Annotated in this window: 15 protein-coding genes; 10 read left to right on the top strand and 5 right to left on the bottom strand. The window is 58.1% G+C overall.

What is annotated here, in order from left to right:
- Nucleotides 1-239: 239 nt before the first annotated feature.
- The 6 genes from RISK_RS27735 (at nucleotide 240) to RISK_RS27710 (ending at nucleotide 8,656) form a co-directional block, all read left to right on the top strand.
- Nucleotides 240-2,891 (top strand): ComEC/Rec2 family competence protein, encoded by a 2,652-nt coding sequence (locus RISK_RS27735; protein ID WP_047817567.1) that lies wholly within the window; start codon nucleotides 240-242, stop codon nucleotides 2,889-2,891.
- A gap of 53 nt (nucleotides 2,892-2,944) precedes the next feature.
- Nucleotides 2,945-3,880, top strand: a complete 936-nt coding sequence (locus RISK_RS27730; RefSeq protein WP_047817566.1) for a cytochrome c assembly protein — start codon at nucleotides 2,945-2,947, stop codon at nucleotides 3,878-3,880.
- The gene (gene hemA, locus RISK_RS27725) at nucleotides 3,877-5,157 is read left to right on the top strand and encodes a glutamyl-tRNA reductase (RefSeq protein ID WP_047817565.1); all 1,281 of its coding nucleotides are present in this window, start codon (nucleotides 3,877-3,879) and stop codon (nucleotides 5,155-5,157) included. Before RISK_RS27730 ends, hemA begins: the two co-directional genes overlap by 4 nt.
- A gap of 168 nt (nucleotides 5,158-5,325) precedes the next feature.
- Entirely contained in the window at nucleotides 5,326-6,051 is a 726-nt protein-coding gene (locus RISK_RS27720) for a 3-keto-disaccharide hydrolase (protein ID WP_047817610.1), read from the top strand.
- Nucleotides 6,052-6,234: 183 nt separating this feature from the next.
- The gene (locus RISK_RS27715; protein ID WP_047817564.1) at nucleotides 6,235-6,900 is read left to right on the top strand and encodes a sigma-70 family RNA polymerase sigma factor; all 666 of its coding nucleotides are present in this window, start codon (nucleotides 6,235-6,237) and stop codon (nucleotides 6,898-6,900) included.
- Between the two features lie 7 nt (nucleotides 6,901-6,907).
- A complete protein-coding gene (locus tag RISK_RS27710) occupies nucleotides 6,908-8,656 on the top strand; it encodes a serine/threonine-protein kinase (RefSeq protein ID WP_236696782.1) in 1,749 nt (582 codons plus the stop codon).
- A 223-nt stretch (nucleotides 8,657-8,879) separates the two neighbouring features.
- On the opposite strand, the gene RISK_RS27705 is transcribed toward RISK_RS27710, so the two are convergent.
- The gene (locus tag RISK_RS27705; protein ID WP_047817563.1) at nucleotides 8,880-10,205 is read right to left on the bottom strand and encodes an ArnT family glycosyltransferase; all 1,326 of its coding nucleotides are present in this window, start codon (nucleotides 10,203-10,205) and stop codon (nucleotides 8,880-8,882) included.
- A gap of 413 nt (nucleotides 10,206-10,618) precedes the next feature.
- Nucleotides 10,619-14,323 carry a methionine synthase gene (gene metH, locus RISK_RS27700; RefSeq protein ID WP_047817608.1) on the bottom strand — a complete coding sequence of 1,235 codons (3,705 nt, stop codon included), beginning with the start codon at nucleotides 14,321-14,323 and terminating at the stop codon, nucleotides 10,619-10,621.
- 357 nt (nucleotides 14,324-14,680) lie between these two features.
- Between metH and RISK_RS27695 the strand changes: the two genes are divergently transcribed.
- Nucleotides 14,681-15,517 (top strand): amidohydrolase family protein, encoded by an 837-nt coding sequence (locus RISK_RS27695; RefSeq protein ID WP_047817562.1) that lies wholly within the window; start codon nucleotides 14,681-14,683, stop codon nucleotides 15,515-15,517.
- A gap of 163 nt (nucleotides 15,518-15,680) precedes the next feature.
- The gene (locus RISK_RS33470; protein WP_150122731.1) at nucleotides 15,681-15,866 is read left to right on the top strand and encodes a DUF1589 domain-containing protein; all 186 of its coding nucleotides are present in this window, start codon (nucleotides 15,681-15,683) and stop codon (nucleotides 15,864-15,866) included.
- Here RISK_RS33470 and RISK_RS27690 read toward each other — a convergent pair.
- The 3 genes from RISK_RS27690 to ilvN all read right to left on the bottom strand — a co-directional run bounded on the left by RISK_RS27690 (nucleotide 15,844) and on the right by ilvN (nucleotide 18,081).
- A complete protein-coding gene (locus RISK_RS27690) occupies nucleotides 15,844-16,470 on the bottom strand; it encodes a DUF4254 domain-containing protein (RefSeq protein ID WP_047817561.1) in 627 nt (208 codons plus the stop codon). The genes RISK_RS33470 and RISK_RS27690 overlap by 23 nt on opposite strands.
- A 4-nt stretch (nucleotides 16,471-16,474) precedes the next feature.
- On the bottom strand, nucleotides 16,475-17,479 hold the full coding sequence (gene ilvC / locus RISK_RS27685) for a ketol-acid reductoisomerase (RefSeq protein ID WP_047817560.1): 1,005 nt from the start codon (nucleotides 17,477-17,479) through the stop codon (nucleotides 16,475-16,477).
- A 62-nt stretch (nucleotides 17,480-17,541) separates the two neighbouring features.
- A complete protein-coding gene (ilvN, locus tag RISK_RS27680) occupies nucleotides 17,542-18,081 on the bottom strand; it encodes an acetolactate synthase small subunit (RefSeq protein ID WP_047817559.1) in 540 nt (179 codons plus the stop codon).
- Nucleotides 18,082-18,404: 323 nt separating this feature from the next.
- Between ilvN and RISK_RS27675 the strand changes: the two genes are divergently transcribed.
- Complete coding sequence (locus tag RISK_RS27675) at nucleotides 18,405-19,208, top strand: segregation and condensation protein A (protein WP_047817558.1); 804 nt, start codon at nucleotides 18,405-18,407, stop codon at nucleotides 19,206-19,208.
- Nucleotides 19,208-20,047 carry an MBL fold metallo-hydrolase gene (locus RISK_RS27670; protein ID WP_047817557.1) on the top strand — a complete coding sequence of 280 codons (840 nt, stop codon included), beginning with the start codon at nucleotides 19,208-19,210 and terminating at the stop codon, nucleotides 20,045-20,047. The genes RISK_RS27675 and RISK_RS27670 overlap by 1 nt, the downstream gene beginning before the upstream one ends.
- Nucleotide 20,048: the final 1 nt, after the last annotated feature.

The following is a 20,048-nucleotide window of genomic DNA, read 5'->3' as shown; positions in this document are numbered from 1 at the left end:
TAAGAAACGGTGCGAAGAGTTGGGACGTGGACGATTTGTCCCATCCCTCAAAGATCGAGAAGCGTGTGACCGAGAGTTCTTGGCCGTACAATGAGTAGCACGCGGGTTAGGCCAGGGCTGAGCTTTCCGGCGAGTTTGCCGACCAGGCAAGCAGAAAGGGCAAGAAGCCTCGCCGGTTATGCGGGTTATCCGGCCTGCAGTCCGTCGCTCTCAACTTTTCTCTAGGAATTGACTTCAGAATGCGGCAAGGCAGTCTCTCGACTCGTCACCTGGCCGAGCTTCCCAGCCGCCAACCGCTGACCATGTTTGCGGCAACGGGATTGGGCGGGCTGTTGCTCGACCGCGTTTTCCCTCAGTCCATGCAGTTCTGGCTGGGCACAATGTGTGCGATGGTGTTGGTCTGGTGGATCGCCTGGGTTGCCGCCCCCCAGCTTTCCAACTCGCTTCGCATCCGCACAGAAGTTCTCACCCGCCTTCGAACTGCGTGCTGGTTTGGATTCATCTTGTTTGCTTTCGCGGGCCGGCACGCCCTGGATGAATGGCAGTACGCTTCCGCGACCATTCGGGAAGTTTTGTCGAGCGAAGAAGAACCAACCGTCATGGTTGCTGTGATCGACGAACCGGTCCGCTTGCAACGCGATGCTCTGGAGAACACCGTCGCGCGGACGTCCGATGTCGTAGGCATGGGTTCCGGCCCCAACGGCCACCACAACGTGCAGTACCAAACTCGATTGGTCGTTCGGGTGGTGACCATGCGACGAGGGACCCAACCTGTTCCGATCACCGGCCGCGTGATGGTCATGGTCGATGCAGAACGACAGGACCTGCGACCGGGCGATACGGTCAAGCTGTACGGTCGCATCGCAGCGATTCCGCCGCCCAGCAACCCGGGTGAAACCGACCAACGGATCGCAGCACGTCGACAAAACATCCATGCTCGCATGCGTGTGGGCTCGGCTGCTCAGGTCGAACAGCTACCGAACGCAGGGGACGCAAACGGGCAGTCTTCCTGGGATGTCTGGCTCCAGCGTTGGTTGGCCGATCGAGCCGCCTCGGCTCGAGACACCATCCTGAATCAGATCGAACCATCGCAGCGTGGACTGGCGCTCGCGTTGACGCTGGGGCAACGCGATTTCCTGGACCGAACCACCAATGAACGCTTGCTTGTGACGGGCACCGCACACCTGTTGTCCGTCAGCGGATTGCATTTGGGCATCATCGTCCTGTTGACGGGAGCGGTGGCGGGACTGCTGCGATTGCCACTCTCCGGTTCGGTCACCTTGATCGTGATCGTGATGCTGTTCTATGTGGCCATCACCGGTGCTCGACCTCCGGTGACCCGAGCCGCCATTTTGTTGTCGACGGTCATTCTGGCCAGGTTGCTTGCTCGTCCCCACCACCCGCTGAATTCACTGTCGTTGGCGGCCATCATTCTGATGATCTGGATGCCAGCCGAGATCTTTGGCATCGGCGTGCAATTGTCCTTTTTGGCCGTCGCCACCCTGTTGCTTTGTGGACGCCCCTTTTCCAATGCACTGACACCGGCGGCGGAAACGATTCGCGTGGAAGAACGCTTCGACGAACTGGCCCAGCAATCTCAAGCGGCGTGGCGAAGAGTCCTGTCATTCATCGCCTCATGGACCGGCCGAGTGCTGTGGTACAGCGGGGCGGTCACGTTGATGGCTCTGCCTTTGGTGTGGTCGCAGTTCCATGTCGTCTCGCCGATCAGCGTCATCGTCAACGTGATGCTGTCGCCGCTGATGGCGCTCGCGTTGTCCGCCGGAGTTCTGACGATCTTGGCTGGCTGGTCGCTTTCCTCGCTGGCTTGGATTCCCGGTGGGATCTGCGGGAAGCTGCTTTCGATCATGCAGTGGGTGATCGATTCAGCGGCCAATCTCCCCGGTGGTCACTTTTGGCTTCCGTCCCCACCGACGTCCTGGGTTGTCACGTTCTACTTGGGATTGGTTGCCTGGGCGGCAATCCGGCCGATGGTCACGTCCCGAGGCATTCGCCGCCGAGTCATCGAAGCCGGTTTGCTGGTCGGGTGGATTGGGATCGCGTTGGCGCTGGCGACCTCTCCGGCGGAACTCCCCAACCAAACCTTGGAAGCAACTTTCGTGGACGTAGGACATGGCACCGCAACGATCCTTCGCCCCAACCGTCAAGAGATCTGGCTTTACGATTGTGGCTGGATGGGCAACGCCAACGCGACCAGCCGAAACATCGAGGACGCGCTGTGGTCGCTGGGAGCCACCCACATCGATGGGATTTTTCTGTCGCACGCGGACACCGATCACTACAACGCGTTGCCGGGATTGGCCGAGCGATTCTCCATTGGCATGGTCCTCGTTCCGCCCGGCTTTTTTGAGGGCGACGGCACTGCCTTGGCCAGGGCCTCCGAAACAATCCGCCGCCACCAAATTCCGGTGCAAGAAGTCAGCCGCGGTCAACGAATTCGACGTGGCCAACCGAGCTGGCTGGATCAGTTGGAAGTGCTGCACCCACCCCGAGAACGAATCGACGCCAACGACAACGCGAATTCTTTGGTGCTGCGAATTGACTGGGGCGAACGCGTGCTGTTGTTGCCCGGTGATTTGGAGCCCCCCGGAACCGCGGTGCTGACCAACACACCTCGCCCACCGCCCGGAGGGGTGATAATGGCACCACATCATGGCAGTCTGCGGATGGATGCCGAGGCGGTTCTTCAATGGGCACGGCCATTGGAAACGGTCGTCAGCGGTGGACAGAGGGCCGCCAAACCCGAGGTCACCGCTATGCTGTCCGCGGCGGGAGGCGGTGTGCACGTGACCTCCCGTGAAGGAGCCATCCGGGTGCGAATGGGCCCCGAAAGTGCTCTCCAAATCCGGGCATTCCTGCAACAACCCTGGTGAGCGATCCCTCTCCAGGCTGACAATTTTTCAGGTCGGTGTAGGATACAGTCACCATGGAACTATTGCGTCAAATCTCAGTCACTTGTTTCTCCGCCAGCTACCTCGTGGTGCTGGTCCTGGAAGCGCTGCGTTTTCTGGGCCGGGTCCCGGGTCGTGGCCTGGCCGTCGTGGTGATGATGGGGCTGGGTATTTTCACCCACGTCACCTACCTGACTCTGCGAGCCGCTTCGATCAGCAACGAAGCGAACATCGGTCGTCTGGCAACCTGGACGGACTGGTCACTGATGGTCGCATTGGGACTGGCCATCGCCTTCTTTGCATTCTATTTGAGACGGCCGGACACAGTCATCGGGCTGTTTTTCCTGCCAGCCATTCTGGCGATGATTGCGCTTTCCCGAGCGGTCAGCAACCTGCCCGCGTTCGAGCGAAATGAAGCGGTGGAGGTGTGGCGTGGCGTCCACGGGGTCTCCATGATGCTGGGTTCGGCTGCCGTGTTGGTCGGCTTTTTGGCCGGGGCGATGTACCTGGTCCAGTCATGGCGTCTGAAACGCAAGCAAGCCGGTTCGTCATTGAGGTTGCCGACACTGGAAACACTGCAAAACCTCAATCGAAGCTGCTTGGTCATCAGCACCGCTTCGGTTGGTGTGGGGCTGGTCTCCGGCGTGGTCATGAACTGGAACCGACTCGGCATGATCCCCTGGACCGACGGCGGAATCATCCTCTCAGGCGTGCTGTTCCTGTGGTTGGTGACCGCCACGGTGGTCGAGTACATCTACGCTCCCGCCAGTCGCGGTCGCAAAATCGCCTACCTGACCCTGGCCAGCTTCGGATTCTTGGTGCTCGCCATGACCGGGGTGCTTTCCAGTTCTCACGGTGCCGACCAATCCAACGCCCCCGTCCAACCATCCAAGCAAGACGTCGACGCCAGCAGTGAGTCACTCGACAACGAAGCGGCAATGGAAACGATTGTGCCGCGAGGCCAGTCATGACGCTGAAGATGATCGGGTGCAGCCACCACGACGCTGCCGTTGAAATTCGTGAACAGCTGTCATTCACCGAAGGCGAGATCAGTCGCACCTTCGAAATGTTTGGGCAACGCTTCGCGGGTGCAGAATTGGTTTTGCTCAGCACCTGCAACCGAGTCGAACTGTACGCCTCCGGCAGCAATCCCTCCGTCTTGCAGGCCGATGATTTGATCGACTTGGTCGCTGATTGTTTGAACCAATCGCGTGACTTTGTTGCCAATCACATGATCCTTCGGGAAGGCCGTGAAGCTGTCGAACACCTGTTCTTGGTCGCCGCCAGCTTGGACAGCATGGTCGTCGGAGAAGCTCAGATTTTATCCCAGGTCAAACAGTCCTACGACTTGGCCAACGACGCCGATCGCACCGGCCCGATCACCCATGGGGTGTTCCAAGCCGCCAACCGAACCGCCAAACGCGTTCAAACCGAAACCAGCATCCATCGTCGTCGCCTGAGTGTCCCCAGTGTCGCGATCGGGGAAGTGGTCCCCGAAGTCTTCAACCGCCTGCAAGGCAAACGCGTGGTGCTGTGCGGTGCCGGGGAGATGGCCGAGGAAACACTTCGGTACCTCAAGAACGGCGGCGCGGACAATTTGTGCGTCGTCAACCGAAGCCTCGATCGAGCTCAAAAGCTGGCCGAGGAGTTTGGTGCCGAAGCCGAGTTGATGGAGAACTTGTCCGACCAAATCGTTCGCGCCGATCTGCTGATTGGAACCACCTCGGCCGAGGAGCCCATCGTCGACGCCCCCACCTTCGCGGCCCTGAACGCCAAACGAGAAGGCCGCATCATGCTGGTTCTCGACTTGGCTGTGCCGCGAGATTTTGATCCGATCATTGGCGACGAACCCGGCGTGTACCTGTATCAGATCGACGACCTGCAAGCCGCTTGCAATCGCAACCGTCGGGAACGCGAAAAACAGTGGCCCAAGGCGAAAAAGATCATCGATGAAGAAGTCGATGGCTTCTTTCAATCGTTGCAACAGCGGTCGACCGGGCCAGTCATTCGCCGGCTTCGTGAACGAGCCGACAAAGTCAAAGCCGAAGAACTGCAGCGACTGTTCGGAAAACTCAATGGTTCCACCGACACCGCAATGCAAAAAGAGATTGAAAAATCGTTCGATCGACTGACCAACAAATTGCTGCACCCGCCCATGGCATCGCTGCGAGATGACGCCGCCGACGGTCACTCGCGAGGTTTGCTGGAGGCATTGCGACACCTGTTCAATCTCGGTGAAGATTCATAGAGATCGCTCAACAACGATCCCGTCGGACACCGCTTCCATTGGGCGAAAAACTATTGCCCCTTTGATTTCGCCAGCCAACATCGACACATTCCTCCGGTTAAACTGCCGGTCCTTGGTGTCTCCTTCCTAACCAACCTACCTTCCTGGACCCACCTCATGAGCTCAACCGTGAACCGCGTTCTTTGCTTTCTGACTCTCGTCGCCGCCGTCGCGGTTTCGCCCGCCAATGCCCAAGACAGTGAGAAGGTTGCATTGGCCAAAACCATGCAGGGTGCGAAAACCGTCACTTTGTTCGATGGCAAAACCCTCGACGGATGGCGTGGACGCGACGACCTGTGGTCGGTCGACGAAGGAGCCATCCACGGGCAAACCACCGACGAAGCACCGATCAAGCAAAACACGTTTTTGATTCTCGATCGCCCAGTCAAAGGCAGCTTTGAGCTGACACTGCAATTCAAGATGATTGGCGGCAACTCGGGCATCCAGTACCGCAGCAAGGTGCTCGACGAAGAGAAATTCATCGTCGGCGGTTACCAAGCCGACATCGATGCGACCAACCGTTTCGCGGGAATCTTGTACGAAGAGAAAGGTCGCGGAATCCTGGCCACTCGCGGACAACAAACCACCATCTGGGCGACTGGCGAAAAGACGACCGAACAATTCGCGACCGCCGAAGAACTCGCCAACAGCATCCACCTCGGCGAATGGAATGACTACCGAATCTTGGTTCGTGACAACCAACTTGAGCAGTTCATCAACGAAACGTTGATGATCCGCGTGGTCGATCAACAACCGGGTAAAAAGGCCGACTCCGGTGTCATCGCATTGCAATTGCACCAAGGCCCCGCGATGAAAGTTTGGTTCAAGAACATCCAAATTCGCGAATGGAAGTGAACCCGCGACGCAAGTGCATCATCAGCCTCGACTTTGGGGGTCTGACGGACTTCCAAGTCCGCTAAAAGTCGTCGGCACCGACGGACTCGGAAGTCCGTCGTACGGTCACCCAACCCAAGAATCGTGTGTGGAAGAGGGACTGACCCCATTTCCAACACGCTACCATGTGACTGGAGCGTGACCATGACCCAATCTTTATGGCCCTCGGGCGACAACACAGAAGTGCTGCTTCAAGCCGCACGCCAGGGCGATCCCGAAGCCGTCAACCAATTGCTCGACCGACACCGCGGCCCCATCCGTCGCCTGGTGGAGGTCCGCTTGGACCGAAAAGTCCAACGCCGCGTGGACGTCAGCGATGTCGTCCAGGAGGTTTTGGTCGAAGCCAGTGGTCGGCTTCAGAAGTACCTGGACGATCCCGTGATGGCGTTCCATTTGTGGCTCCGGCAGATTGCTTGGGACCACATCATCGACACCTACCGTCGGCACCGTGTCAGCGCCAAACGCAACATGGACCGCGAGCAACCGATCGCGGGCGGTGGGCGGGTGGATGAATCGTCTGTGAATTTGGCGATCCAGTTGTGCGACCCTGCGATGACGCCCGCCGCCGTCGCGACCCAGCGAGAAATTGCTGCTCAGGTGGAGGCCGCCATTCAAAAGTTGGACGAGGGCGACCGCGAAGTGATTCTGATGCGTCACTACGAGCACCTTTCCAACCTCGAGATCGCTGAAGTCCTCGACCTCAACCCGCCCGCCGCCAGCATGCGTTACTTGCGGGCCGTTCGTCGATTGAAAGCGGTGCTTGAAGAAGACAAAGAAAACTTCGGCGTCGACACTGACTCGCAGGGTTGAGGCAGCGATGACCTCGCAATCTGACCGGCCCAGGCCCGACCCGCCCCGGCCTCACTCAGCGCCCAGCGATGCTGCTCGTGCGGTGCAGGCATCGTCGCCTGAGAACGCTGAATCGCACGACCAATACCTTGCCAACGTGTTGGCGGAATTGACCGACCAAGTCTGCCAGGGCCGGCCCGTCGATTTCAATGCGACCTGTTCTCAACATCCAACGCTCGCCAAAGATCTGCGAGAGCTGTGGGGCGCGGTCTTGGTGACCGACACGGCCGGAGTCGCCCACGACGAACTCCCCGCAGAACGCCCGCAAGAAATGCCAGCCGACGACTCCTCGAACCGCTGGCGCAGCCTTCGTTTGCCCACCACCATCGGTGACTTTGATCTGTTGGAAGAAGTTGGTCGTGGCGGCATGGGCGTCGTCTTTCGCGCCCGCCAACGATCACTCGATCGAGAAGTCGCGATCAAGATGATCCTTCGCGGTCGCTTGGCCAGCGACGCTGACCTGCAACGGTTCATGGCGGAAGCCGCCGCAACCGCATCGCTGGATCACCCCAGCATCGTGCCGGTGTACGAAGTCGGCGACATTGAGGGACGGCCGTTCTTCAGCATGCAGTTCATCGAAGGACAAACACTGTCCCAACGAGTCGCCTCCGGTCCGATGGCCCCTCGCGAGGCAGCCCGCATGGTTGCGCAAATCGCTCGCGCCGTCGCGGTGGCTCATGAAGCCGGCATCCTGCACCGCGACATCAAACCCGGCAACATCCTGATCGCCGACGACGAACGTCCGATGATCACGGATTTTGGGTTGGCCAAACAAGTCGGCGCCAAGATGGACCTGACACGCACCGGGATGCTGGTCGGAACTCCCGCGTACATGTCACCGGAACAAGCTGGCGGTCGTCGCGGCGACATCGGCCCCGCCAGCGATGTGTATTCACTCGGCTGTGTGCTGTATTTCGCATTGACCGGACGCGCCCCCTTCGTCGCAGAATCGCCGATGGAACTGGTGATGTTGGTCACCGAGCAAGACCCCACGCCACCACGGGCGTTGCGTCCAAGTTTGGACCGGGACCTGGAGATGATCACCATTCGGTGCCTGCAAAAACCAGCTGATCTGCGATACCCGACCGCGGAAGCACTCGCCAAAGACATCGAAGCCTACCTCGCCGACGAACGAGTTGATGCTCGCAGTGGTCACTTCAACCAAGTCCTCGCGCGTGTCTTTCGTGAAACGCATCATGCGGCCGTGCTCGAAAAATGGGGCCTGCTTTGGATGTGGCATTCGCTGGTGCTGTTGGTCGCCAGTCTGATGACTTGGCAAATGGCGTTGGCGGGAATCAATGAGCGTTGGATCTACATTGCCGTGTGGGTGATCGGGCTGAGTGCCTGGGCCGCTGTGTTTTGGAAACTTCGTCAACGCATGGGTCCGGTCACCTTCATTGAACGACAAGTCGCTCATGTGTGGGGAGCCAGCCTGATCGCGACCGCCTTGCTGTTCCCGCTGGAATGGTGGATCGGACTGGAACCATTGCGATTGGCACCGATGCTGGGCGTGATCACCGCAATGGTCTTCTTGATCAAAGCCGGGATGCTGAGCGGAGCGTTCTACATCCAAACGGTCCTCTTGCTGGCGACGTCCGTGGCAATGGCGGTGTTCCCCTCCGCGGCGCACCTGATCTTTGGCATCGTCGCCGCGGGATGTTTTTTCGTCCCCGGCTACAAGTACGAACGCCAACGATCCCTCCTCGAGCAACGCTGAGCCAATCAAAGAAACCGTCGTCGGATTCGCCAAGAATTCGGACGGCTGTTGAATCATCCTGCTGACGCAGCAGGTTATGAATGGAGCTCGGAGTCCAGGTACCACCTGGAAACCCAGCCGATGCTTTGGAACAAAGCGAGACGTCAACAACACGATCCATTGCAAGCTTCCGACGGAGCAGTCAATCACGATCGCCAGGTAGAACCTGGCCTACGGTGTCCGGCTACGTCGGTTTGGTTCGATCCGCTTGCCTCGGCACCACCCAACACGCGACTGCAACAGCCAACATGGGAATGACCGGCGAACGCATCCTGGGGTTGCTCCAGTACACACTGTGCACCGCGGTCAGGGTGAGGATCAGCGCGAACACAGGCCAAGCGTTGGATTGCCGCCACGAGCGCCAATCCTTGCCAATTCCCCCCACAGCCAAGAACAACAAACCGGTTTGATACACCCCGATCACCAGCACAACCAGCATCGATCGATCGGACGTGCGAGCAGGAAACGGATGCCAGAGTCTCGCTCCTCTCACCACACATGACCACCCAAACATCGCGGGTCGATTCGCGATGGTGGACTTGGCCATCTCATACGCCACGCGATCATCCGAGACCTCATCGACACCTCTTTCACGAGCTTCGTACGCCGCGAAAAACTCCGTCGGGTCCCACGGCGTTCGAACCCATGGCAGCCAACCACCCGAGGACTCGCCCAGGGAGTCATAAAACGAATTGTTGTTGGCCAGCAGCAACGTGTAGCCACCATGCGTGGTCGCCCAAACCGGATGCCCAAGCTGCGAAACGTTCCGCAACGTCCACAGGCCAACGGTCGCAAAGAGAAGCATCCCCACGACGCCAACACGCGCCGCTCGCCGCACCCGGCAAGTGGGACCAATGAAGAACAACGCGGGAATCAGCATCGCCGCCCAGACCAAGAAGGTTGGCCGACACAAAACGGTCAGCGAAAGCAAACCACCGAACACCACCGCGTTGGCCAGGGACCACAAAGACGATCGATCACATCCGTGGGCGTGCGTGCCAGCGTTCAAGGGGACATCCGCGGACCTGGGATTCAGTTTCGCCACCCACCACCACCAAACCAACGTTGTCAGCGCCGTGGCAATGGTTTCTGTCATCACCAGCGTCGATTGCCACAGCAACATCGGATCAACCGTCACGAGCGCCGCAGCAATCCAGGCCGCTCGATCGGACCACCACCGGCGAGCGATGTCCCACGTCAAACCGACTGTCAGCACGCCCAAGCACACATGCAACACGGCGACCCAAGCAGACGCCAGATGGCCATCCGCATTCACAAAGAACGAAAGCAACCACGGGTACAGTGGCGGACGAAACGCGGTCGGCGTCGCCACCCCACCCTCCCCCATCAAACCAAAGGTGCCGGTTTGGGCCAGCGTTTCTGCGATCACCCGATAGGCATCTGGATCCGCGTCCAGGGAATCCAGCTTGGCGAGCACGATCGACCCTCGCACCAAGAATGCGAGGGCGACCCCGACGAATAGACACGAGGACGTGCGGTTCACTTGCATCTCAGTTTCCAGTGTTTCCTAAACTTCACCTTCCGTCTGGACGTTGGTATCGAAACAAGTCCGCACAATCACATCCCCCGCCCTCCGGGACGTCGGTTGAATGATTGACGGTTTTCTTCCCTGTTTCCTTGTTCCCAGGCTCTGCCTGGGAACACACTGTCTTGGAGGCTCCGCCTCCCGATTCTGTCTCAGCAGGCAGGGGATGTCGATTGATGAAGGGCAGCATTTGGTAGTGGACGAGGCAACAAGTCCCTTGCGTGGGGAAGGCCTCGTCGCCTCGTCCACTACGGTTCAGGTCCTGGGCAAAGGACGCCTCGAAGACGTCAGTGACAAAATCGACGTCCCCCGGGAGGGTCGAGCGAAGCGAGGGGAGGGTTCAGCAAAACGACACGACCAACCACATTCATCGGTGATTACGAAGGGTCATACGCCAAGTTGGGCGACAACCATCGCTCGACTTCCGAAATCGGCCAGCCTTTGCGAGCCGCGTACGATTCGATTTGGTCCTTCGTCATCCGGTCGACGGTGAAGTACTTGGCATCGGGGTGCGAGAAGTACAAACCACTGACGCTGGCTCCCGGTGACATCGCATAACTCTCGGTCAGTTGGATGCCGGTGTTCTTCTCGGCGTCCAACAAGTCAAACAGAGTTCGTTTCTCAGTGTGATCGGGGCACGCCGGATAGCCTGCCGCCGGTCGAATGCCACGGTACTTTTCCGCGATCATGTCTTCGTTGGACAAGTCCTCTTCCTTGCCGTATTGCCATTGCTGGCGAACCTGTTGATGCAGGTACTCCGCAAAGGCTTCGGCACAACGATCCGCCACCGCGGAGGCGATGATCGAGCTTTCGTCGTCGAGTTCCTTTTTGAATCGCATCGACAATTCTTCGGCACCCAGTCCAGCGGTCACGGCAAAGCCACCGAGGTAGTCCTTGCGACCGCTCTCAACCGGGGCGATGTAATCGGCCAACGAACGATAGTCCTTTTGTCCGCGGCGTTCCCATTGCTGGCGTAAGCAATGGAATCGCGTGCGTTCTTCCGTCCGAGATTCATCGGTGTAAACGATGATGTCATCGCCATCGGACGCCGCCGGCCAGAACCCGTACACACCTCTGGCCTGGATCAGTTTTTCGTCGATGACTCGGTCGAGCATCTTGTTCGCTTTCTCGAACACCTCTTTGGCGATCGGACCGACCGTTTCATCTTGGAAGATTTTGGGGTACTTGCCCTTCAATTCCCAAGTCATGAAGTACGGCGACCAATCGATGTATTCGCGAAGCGTTGCCAATGGGAAATCATCGAGCACCTTCGTGCCAATGAACTCGGGCTGGTCGATGCGAACCGTTTCCCAATCCGTTTTGAATCGTTTCTCGAGGGCCTGTTCATAGGGCACCAAGGCCTGCTTCCGCTCGCGGAAACTGCTGACCAACTTTTCTTGTTCCTTGACGTTGGCTTCCAAGAAAGTATCGCGAGACTCATCGCTGAGCAATTTTTCCACGACACCCACGCTGCGACTGGCGTCCAAGACGTGCAGCACCGGACCATCGTAAGCCGGTGCGATCCGAACCGCCGTGTGCTTGGCACTGGTTGTTGCACCACCGACCAACAAAGGTTTCTTCATGCCAATGCGTTTCATCTCACGAGCAACGTGAACCATTTCATCGAGGCTGGGTGTGATCAGCCCCGACAAACCGATCATGTCGGCGTCGTGCTTGACGGCTTCCTCCAGAATTTTTTCGCTGGAAACCATCACGCCCAGGTCGATCACTTCGTAGTTGTTGCACTGCAACACGACCCCCACAATGTTCTTGCCGATGTCGTGCACATCGCCTTTAACCGTCGCAATCAGGAACTTCCCGCGAGCTTTGAAATCTTGCGTGCCCGCCTCGATCTTTTCCTGTTCCATGAACGGCTCGAGGTAGGCCACTGCCTTCTTCATCACGCGGGCGGATTTGACGACCTGAGGCAAGAACATTTTGCCTTGCCCAAATAAATCACCGACCACGCTCATCCCAGCCATCAACGGGCCTTCGATGATGTGCAAGCATTTGTCGTAGTGCTGGCGGGCCTCTTCGGTGTCTTCGACGATGTACTTGTCGATGCCTTTGATCAAGGCGTGCTTCATCCGTTCTTCGATCGAATGCTCACGCCACGCCAAGTCTTCGCCGGATTTCTTCTTGCCGCTGCCTTTCACGGTTTCGGCGAAGTCCAGCATGCGATCGGTGGCGTCGTCGCGTCGATTCCACAGCACATCCTCGACACGTTCGAGCAAGTCCTTCGGGATCTCTTCGTAAACTTCCAACTGCCCCGCGTTGACAATCCCCATGTCCAAACCGGCTTTCACCGCTCGGTACAGAAACGCACTGTGGATGGCTTCGCGAACCGGATCGTTGCCGCGGAAACTAAAGCTGATGTTGCTGACCCCGCCACTGGTCTTCGCGCCCGGGCATTCCTTTTTGATCCGCTCGACCGCGTTGACGAAATCCACCGCGTAGTTGTTGTGCTCCTCCATCCCCGTGGCAACCGTCAGGATGTTGGGGTCAAAGATGATGTCTTCGGGTGGGAAGTGGACTTGGTTGACCAACAAGTCATACGCTCGTTTGCAAATCCGAACCTTGTTGTCTTCGTCGGCAGCTTGGCCCTCTTCATCAAATGCCATGACCACCGTTGCCGCACCGTATTGACGCACCAACCTTGCACGACGGAGAAACTCTTCCTCGCCGTCCTTGAGAGAGATCGAGTTGACGATCGCTTTGCCTTGCACGTTTTGCAGACCAGCCTCGATGACTTCCCAGCGACTGCTGTCGATCATCAATGGAACCGCAGCCACCACCGAGTCACCGGCAATCAGCCGGAGAAACCTGGTCATCGCTTCGACGCCATCGAGCAATGCATCATCGAAGTTCACATCAATGATCGTCGCACCATTCTCGACTTGTTCACGCGCGACCTCGACCGCCTCGTCGTACTTTTCGTCCCGAATCAAACGAGCGAACTTGCGACTGCCAGTGACGTTGGTACGTTCACCAACCATCGTGAACGGGATCTCGGGACGCATCACCATCGGCAACTGACCTGACAAACGAGTCCATACCGGACCGCCCTTGTCTTCTTGCTTCGGTTTACAGTCCTTGACCCGTTCCGTCATCGCCCGGATGTGGTCCGGGGTTGTCCCGCAACATCCACCTAAAATATTGATCCAACCGTTGTCGGCGTACTCGCCAACGATCTCTGCCATCGGTTTGGGGGCCAAGTCAAACGCACCCATCTCATTGGGCAATCCAGCGTTGGGGTGACAACTGATGGGCAGCCCAGTCGCTTTGGACATTTCCTCCACATGCGGACGCATGATGTCCGGTCCGAGAGCGCAGTTCATCCCGATCGAAAGCATGGGGAAGTGCGACAACGCAGTGACAAACGCCTCGACGCTTTGGCCGCTGACAAACGTCCGACCGCCATTGCCAAACGTCCCAGAAACCATCACCGGAACTCGGCGACCTCCCTCGTCAAAGTAACGCTGGATCGCGAACAGACATGACTTCAGGTTCAACGTGTCGATGGCGGTTTCGGGCAGCAAGATGTCAACGCCCGCCTCGCACAATGACTTCACTTGGGCGTAGTAGCTGTCCGCCAACTTGTCGAACGTGGTGGCTCGAAACGCACCGTCATCGACATTCGTGCTGATTGCCAACTGCATGGTCGTCGGTCCAATCGACCCGGCCACAAAGCGTGGTTTGTCGGGTGTCTTCTCGGTCCATCGATCCGCGGCTTTGCGAGCGCACGCGACCGCGGCCACGTTGATCTCATGAACGAGTTCCAGCGGCAAACCAAACTCGACCATCCCGATGGGTGACGCACCGAACGAGTTCGTTTCCACGATGTCGCTGCCCGACTCGTAGTACTGGGAGTGGATCTCGGTGATCTTCTCGGGATGAGTCAGACACAGGATGTCCGAGAAATTCTTCAGGTCTTTGTTGTGCTCGGCGAACCGGTCTCCGCGCACCGCCGCTTCGTCCAACCCCAGACGCTGGATCATCGTTCCCATGGCACCGTCAAGCATCAGAATGCGTTCACGGATGAGTTCGGCGAGAAGCTGGTCAGTTGAAGAAGCTTGCAACATGGATAACCCAAAAGCAGGCGGAGGGATGTGAATCAAAAAGAGTTGCGAAAAGACGAACTTTTCCGGCACCTTTGAACCGATATCTTCGCCGCCGGCCAACAAACGAGCAACCCGAACGGCGGAGACGAGAACATTTTTCAAATGGCGTGACGAGTGCAACCGTAGCTCGGTGGCCCTCCACCGAGATCAGCGCGGGACCGGCAGCGGTCCGCTAGGCAACAGTTCGCCGCTCGATCAAGACACACCCATCAGCCTTCAGGTTCCCTTGCCTGCGTTGCGGGCTAGGATGTGGCTGGCGCGGGCTCCCCTGTGCCAACCCCCTTCCCCACACGACATTTCTCTATAGAGAAAACCATCATGTTGATTGACTCGCACCACCACCTTTGGGCCTACGATCCAGAAGAATACAGCTGGATCAGTGACGACATGAGCGTCCTGCGCCAGGACTTCCTCGCCGCTCAACTTCGTGAAGTTGCTGCCGAAAGCGGTGTCGATGGCTTCGTCAGCGTCCAGGCTCGCCAATCAAAGCAAGAAACCGAGGACCTGCTGAAAATCGCCTCCGAGGAACCTCTGATTCGCGGCGTGGTGGGCTGGATCGGCTTGGCCGACTCGGACGTCGAATCTCAGCTGGAATCTATCTCTGGGCGATCCAAGCTGGTTGGGATGCGACACGTTGTCCAAGACGAACCCGACGATCGCTTTCTGGATGGCGAAGCGTTCAACCGTGGCGTCTCGCTGCTAGGCCAACACAACCTGGTCTATGACGTCCTGATCTTCGCCAAGCAACTTCCCGCCGCGATCGATTTCGCGGACCGGCACTCGAATCTGCCCATGGTGGTCGATCATATTGCCAAGCCCAGCATTTCAGCTGGCAAGATGGATCCCCAGTGGGAACCGCATTTCAAAGAACTCGCTCGCCGCGAACATCTGACCTGCAAATTCTCCGGCGTGGCCACCGAAGTTCGCGACGCGGACTGGGACATCGAAACCATTCGCCCGTACTGGGACGTGGCTTTGGAAGCGTTCGGGCCACAGCGTCTGATGTTTGGCAGTGACTGGCCGGTGTGTTTGCTCCGCACCGGATACCAGCAATGGCTGGACACCGTTCGTGAACTCGCTGCGGAATTGAGCGAGGACGAACAAGCCGCCTTCTTTGCCGGCAACGCGATCAAGGCATACGGGCTGGACGCCTAAAGATGTAGCCGGATTCGCCAAGAATTCGGACCGCCCACCAATTCGCGCATCGGAATTCTGGCGAACCCTGCTGCCACCCACTTCACAACCCGAATGCGTGAGCGAGGGACCACACTGATTTCCTGGCAAATCCAGTTGTCAAGCGATGTAGGCCAGGTCTTACCTGGCAACCAGCCGATGCTTTGGAACAAAGCGAGGCGTCCAGCCCGCCCCCGCAAGACTCAACGCGGTCCGGCCAATCACCCAGCCAGGGACAACCTGGCCGACAGCGACAACGTCATTGGCCAACACACCTCCCGTCTCCGATGTCGCCCGAACCTGCCCCCTCAACCCGACATCTCGGGGTTGAGGCTGGGGTCGTTGTACATCTTCATTTGCCGGTACGTCTTGTGCCGTTTGCGACCAGCGAAAATGTCATCGATCAGCGTTTGCAGCGATCCCGAGAGGTCCGCGTGCTGGACTTGGCAAAGCAACCACCTCGCCTCCACCTTGGCGCGATGTTCCGCCCCCACGTCTTGCCGTTGCAACTGCTCGGCGTAATGAAACAGGCGCAGTGACATGATCGACAGTCGATCGATCGCACTACCAGGTGTCTCGGTGTTGATCGGAGCGTCTTCGGGAGCCGCAACGCCTGATTGCTGGATGGATTCCGTGATCGCATCGTCCAGTTTTTCAATCCAATCGTTTCGCTGTTGATTCAGCCGATCGATGGAGCGTTTGACTTCGGCGATGCGAGCGTCGGTCACGTTTGGATTGCGTGCGACGTCTTCTTCGTGCCACAACTTGAAATTGAAAGCGTGTTGTTGGCACACCCATCCCAGCCAACCCGAGTGCGGGTTGGCCATGGGTTCATCGTGCCACCGGCGGACGCAATCGATTTGCAATTGCGTCCAGTCTTCGACCGAACCGGTGACCGTTGGAATGCGACCTAAATCTTCCGTGGGGTCGCCCACCGGATCAAACTTCTTTTTCGTCGATCCAGTTCATCATCCGGCGAAGGCCGAGACCAATTTGCTCGACACCGTGCTGACGTTCGCGACGACGGGTGGCCTTGAAGAAAGGAGCACCCGCACGGTTTTCGCTGATCCACTTGCGAGCGAACTCGCCTTGTTGGATCTCTTCGAGAACCTTCTTCATTTCGGCTTTGGTTTCGTCGGTGATGATCCGTGGGCCGGTGACGTAATCGCCGTACTCAGCGGTGTTGCTGATGCTGTAACGCATGTAGCTCAGACCACCTTCGTACAACAGATCGACGATCAACTTCAGCTCGTGCATGCACTCGAAATAAGCCATTTCAGGTTGGTAACCTGCTTCGACCAACGTTTCGAAACCGGCCTTCACCAATTCGCTGACACCACCGCACAAGACAACCTGTTCGCCGAACAAGTCGGTTTCGGTTTCTTCTGCGAAGGTGGTTTCGATGACACCACCGCGGGTTCCGCCGATGCCCTTGGCGTATGCCAAACCAATTTGCTTGGTGGTTTCGGAGGCACCTTCGCCCAGTGCGATCAAGGCAGGCACGCCGCCGCCCTTTTCGTACTCGCTGCGGACCAAGTGGCCGGGGCCCTTGGGAGCGACGAGCAACACATCGATGCCCTTTGGAGGATCGATTTGGCCAAAGTGGATGTTGAAGCCGTGCGAACACATCAACACGTTGCCTTCGGACAGGTTGTCGCGAATCGAATCGCGATAGATGTCCGCTTGGACTTCATCGGGGAGCAACACGTTGACAACGTCGGCGGCCTTGGTGGCGTCCGCGATCGACATCGGCTTGAAACCGTGCGAAACCGCCAGATCGTAGTTGGCACTGCCGGGACGTTGGCCGATGATGACGTCGCAACCGCTGTCACGCAGGTTTTGAGCTTGAGCGTGTCCTTGCGAACCGTAACCCAAGATCGCGACCGTCTTGCCTTTCAGGTGGGATAGGTCGGCGTCGTTTTCGTAGTAAATGGTGGCTGCCATCAGAAGTCACTCAGGGTGTGTGGGGAAAGGATGAGTTGGAAGGGATCGGAACAGAATCGGGGTTAGGCTTGGACGGTTTCTGCAGTGGGCTCACTCGAAGTGATTTGCGAACCACTGCGAACCATCGCGATGCGGCCCGTGCGGACCAATTCGACGATGCCGTAGCGATTGATTCGTTCGATGAAAGCCTGGACCTTGTTGGCTCGGCCGCTGATTTCGATCATCACTTCCCCTTCGCCGACGTCGACGATTTGTCCGCGGAAGATATCGACCAATTCGCGAATTTCGCTGCGGATGCCTCCCGCAGGAGCGGTGACTTTGACCAGCAGGAGGTCGCGTTCCACGTAATCGTTGGAACTGATGTCGAGAACTCGCACAACCGTGACGATTTTCTCGAGTTGTTTGCGGACTTGATCGAGGACTTGGTCGTCGCCGACAACGACAAACGTCATTCGCGAAAGCGTCGTGTCTTCGGTTTCACCGACAGCCAACGAATCAATGTTGTAGCCGCGGGAAGCGAGCATTCCGGAAATGTGTGCAAGCACTCCGGGCACGTTTTGAACGAGCGCCGAGAGCAAATGACGTTGGTTGGGACTGGCCATGGAAATGCCTGTGAGTCGCCATGTGAGAGCAAAAAAGATCGCCAATCGCGTCGAAGACGCGACAAATACAAGGGAAGGGTCGCGATCAAGAGCGACGCATGATAATTTTGGAGGTTGACGCTGCCAAGGGCTGCGAGCCAAACGCAGCAAACTCGCTGCTTGATCAGCCGGGACAGACCACTTTCAGCCCTCAAATGTTCGCGGACGCGTCGTCTCGAGCCGAGATTCCGCCCGAACCTGCTGGCCGTTCGAACCTGCGACTCGCGTTTTTGTCCCTTCTTCACCCACTTTCAACCCTTTTTGCCCCCTGAGCGACCCGTCGCATGAGCTTTCGCATCGATTTGCCGGTCTATCGAGGGCCAATCGATCTGCTGCTGTACTTGGTTCGCCGCCAGGAATTGTCGCTGACGGAGATGTCGCTGGCCAAAGTGGTCGACCAATACATCGCGCACCTGGACGTGCTGCAGGAGCTCAATTTGGGCGAAGTGGGCGATTTCCTGGAACTGGCCGCCACCTTGGTGGAAATGAAAAGCCAGGCGGTCCTGCCCAAAATTGAGGACGAAACCGCAGAAGAAGCGGTCGAGGACACCCACGAAGCACTGGTCGAACGCCTGCTTCAATACAAAGAGATTCGCGATGCGGCGGCGGTCCTGGACGAAATGTCCGCTCGCTGGCAGACCCGGTTCGAACGCGTCGCCGACGACCTCCCCAACCGCCGAAACGACCCCGCCGATCAACCCATCGTCGAACTCGAAATCTGGGACTTGGTCAGTGCCTTTGGGCGGATCATGCGTGAATCCGCCGGCCCGCCGCCCACCGAGGTCGTCTACGACGACACCCCCATTCACGTCTACATGCAAAAGATCCACAAAGAACTGGCGGCCCAATCCCGCGTGCCGCTGGTCGATTTGGTGCCCGCCGGGCAGCATAAATCGGCCTACATCGGTTGGTTTCTGGCCATGCTGGAACTGACTCGGCACCACGGTGCCGCAGTCGACCAAAACGACCTCGGTGAAATCGAAGTCGTGCGAACCGACCGCTACTCGGATAACTTGAACGTCAACGAAGTCGACAACTACGGCACCGACTCGATCGACAACAGCAACATGCCGATCCGGATGCGTTGATGGTCGATAACATTCCAATTCTCTCGCACGTCCACGATGGCTTGACGATCGAGGGCTACTCCCGCGCCGCGGTCCAAACCTGCTGGCGCGTCAACGAACTCAAGCTGCTCTTCGATGTCGGGGTCCAGCCCTGGGATTTCATGGGCACGCCGACGATGTTCATTTCGCACGCGCACCTGGATCACATTGCGGCCCTCCCCGCATACGTCTCCCGGCGACGGATGATGAAGATGGATCCGCCGGTCATCTACCTCCCCGACTCAGCGGTCGACATGGCGTGGAAGATGTTGCAAACCTTCCGCAGCCTCGATCGCGGTGCGATGCCCTGCGAATTGGTCGGACTGCTCGATGGAGACGAAACCAACATCGGACGTGAATACGTCATCCGTTCCATGAACGTGCATCACACGATCGATGCACTGGGGTTCGTCGTCTACCAACGACGACACAAACTCAAGCCAGAGTACTTGGACCTACCCGGCGAAAAGATTCGTGATTTGAAGATCGCCGGCACCGAGATCACGACCGAGCAACGCGTGCCAGTGTTCGCTTACACCGGCGACACGTCACCCAAGGGTTTGGACAACAACCCCGAGTTCTACGAGTCCAAGATCTTGATCAGTGAACTCACGTTTGCTGCGCCCGAACATCGGCGATCCAAGATCCACAAGCACGGTCACATGCACGTGGATGACTATTGTGAAAGAGCGGGCAACTTCAAAAACGAATTGATCATCGGATCGCACGCCAGCACGCGTTACACCGATGTCCAAATCCGACGCTTTGTCAAAAAAGCCTTGCCGGGCATGCTGGACGACCGGCTGAAACTTTGGATTTGAC

Origin of the sequence: Rhodopirellula islandica, assembly GCF_001027925.1 — a bacterium.
In the GTDB taxonomy this organism is placed as follows: domain Bacteria; phylum Planctomycetota; class Planctomycetia; order Pirellulales; family Pirellulaceae; genus Rhodopirellula; species Rhodopirellula islandica.
This window is presented reverse-complemented; position numbering and strand designations above follow the sequence as displayed.

What these genes read in the sequence shown, in the direction of transcription:
- ilvN (WP_047817559.1), bottom strand. Translation starts at nt 18,081, where the DNA reads ATGGCCAGTCCCAACCAACGTCATTTGCTCTCGGCGCTCGTTCAAAAC.
- RISK_RS27715 (WP_047817564.1), top strand. Translation starts at nt 6,235, where the DNA reads ATGACCCAATCTTTATGGCCCTCGGGCGACAACACAGAAGTGCTGCTT.
- RISK_RS27675 (WP_047817558.1), top strand. Translation starts at nt 18,405, where the DNA reads ATGAGCTTTCGCATCGATTTGCCGGTCTATCGAGGGCCAATCGATCTG.
- metH (WP_047817608.1), bottom strand. Translation starts at nt 14,323, where the DNA reads ATGTTGCAAGCTTCTTCAACTGACCAGCTTCTCGCCGAACTCATCCGT.
- RISK_RS27730 (WP_047817566.1), top strand. Translation starts at nt 2,945, where the DNA reads ATGGAACTATTGCGTCAAATCTCAGTCACTTGTTTCTCCGCCAGCTAC.
- RISK_RS27695 (WP_047817562.1), top strand. Translation starts at nt 14,681, where the DNA reads ATGTTGATTGACTCGCACCACCACCTTTGGGCCTACGATCCAGAAGAA.
- ilvC (WP_047817560.1), bottom strand. Translation starts at nt 17,479, where the DNA reads ATGGCAGCCACCATTTACTACGAAAACGACGCCGACCTATCCCACCTG.
- RISK_RS27705 (WP_047817563.1), bottom strand. Translation starts at nt 10,205, where the DNA reads ATGCAAGTGAACCGCACGTCCTCGTGTCTATTCGTCGGGGTCGCCCTC.
- RISK_RS27735 (WP_047817567.1), top strand. Translation starts at nt 240, where the DNA reads ATGCGGCAAGGCAGTCTCTCGACTCGTCACCTGGCCGAGCTTCCCAGC.
- RISK_RS27670 (WP_047817557.1), top strand. Translation starts at nt 19,208, where the DNA reads ATGGTCGATAACATTCCAATTCTCTCGCACGTCCACGATGGCTTGACG.
- hemA (WP_047817565.1), top strand. Translation starts at nt 3,877, where the DNA reads ATGACGCTGAAGATGATCGGGTGCAGCCACCACGACGCTGCCGTTGAA.
- RISK_RS27710 (WP_236696782.1), top strand. Translation starts at nt 6,908, where the DNA reads ATGACCTCGCAATCTGACCGGCCCAGGCCCGACCCGCCCCGGCCTCAC.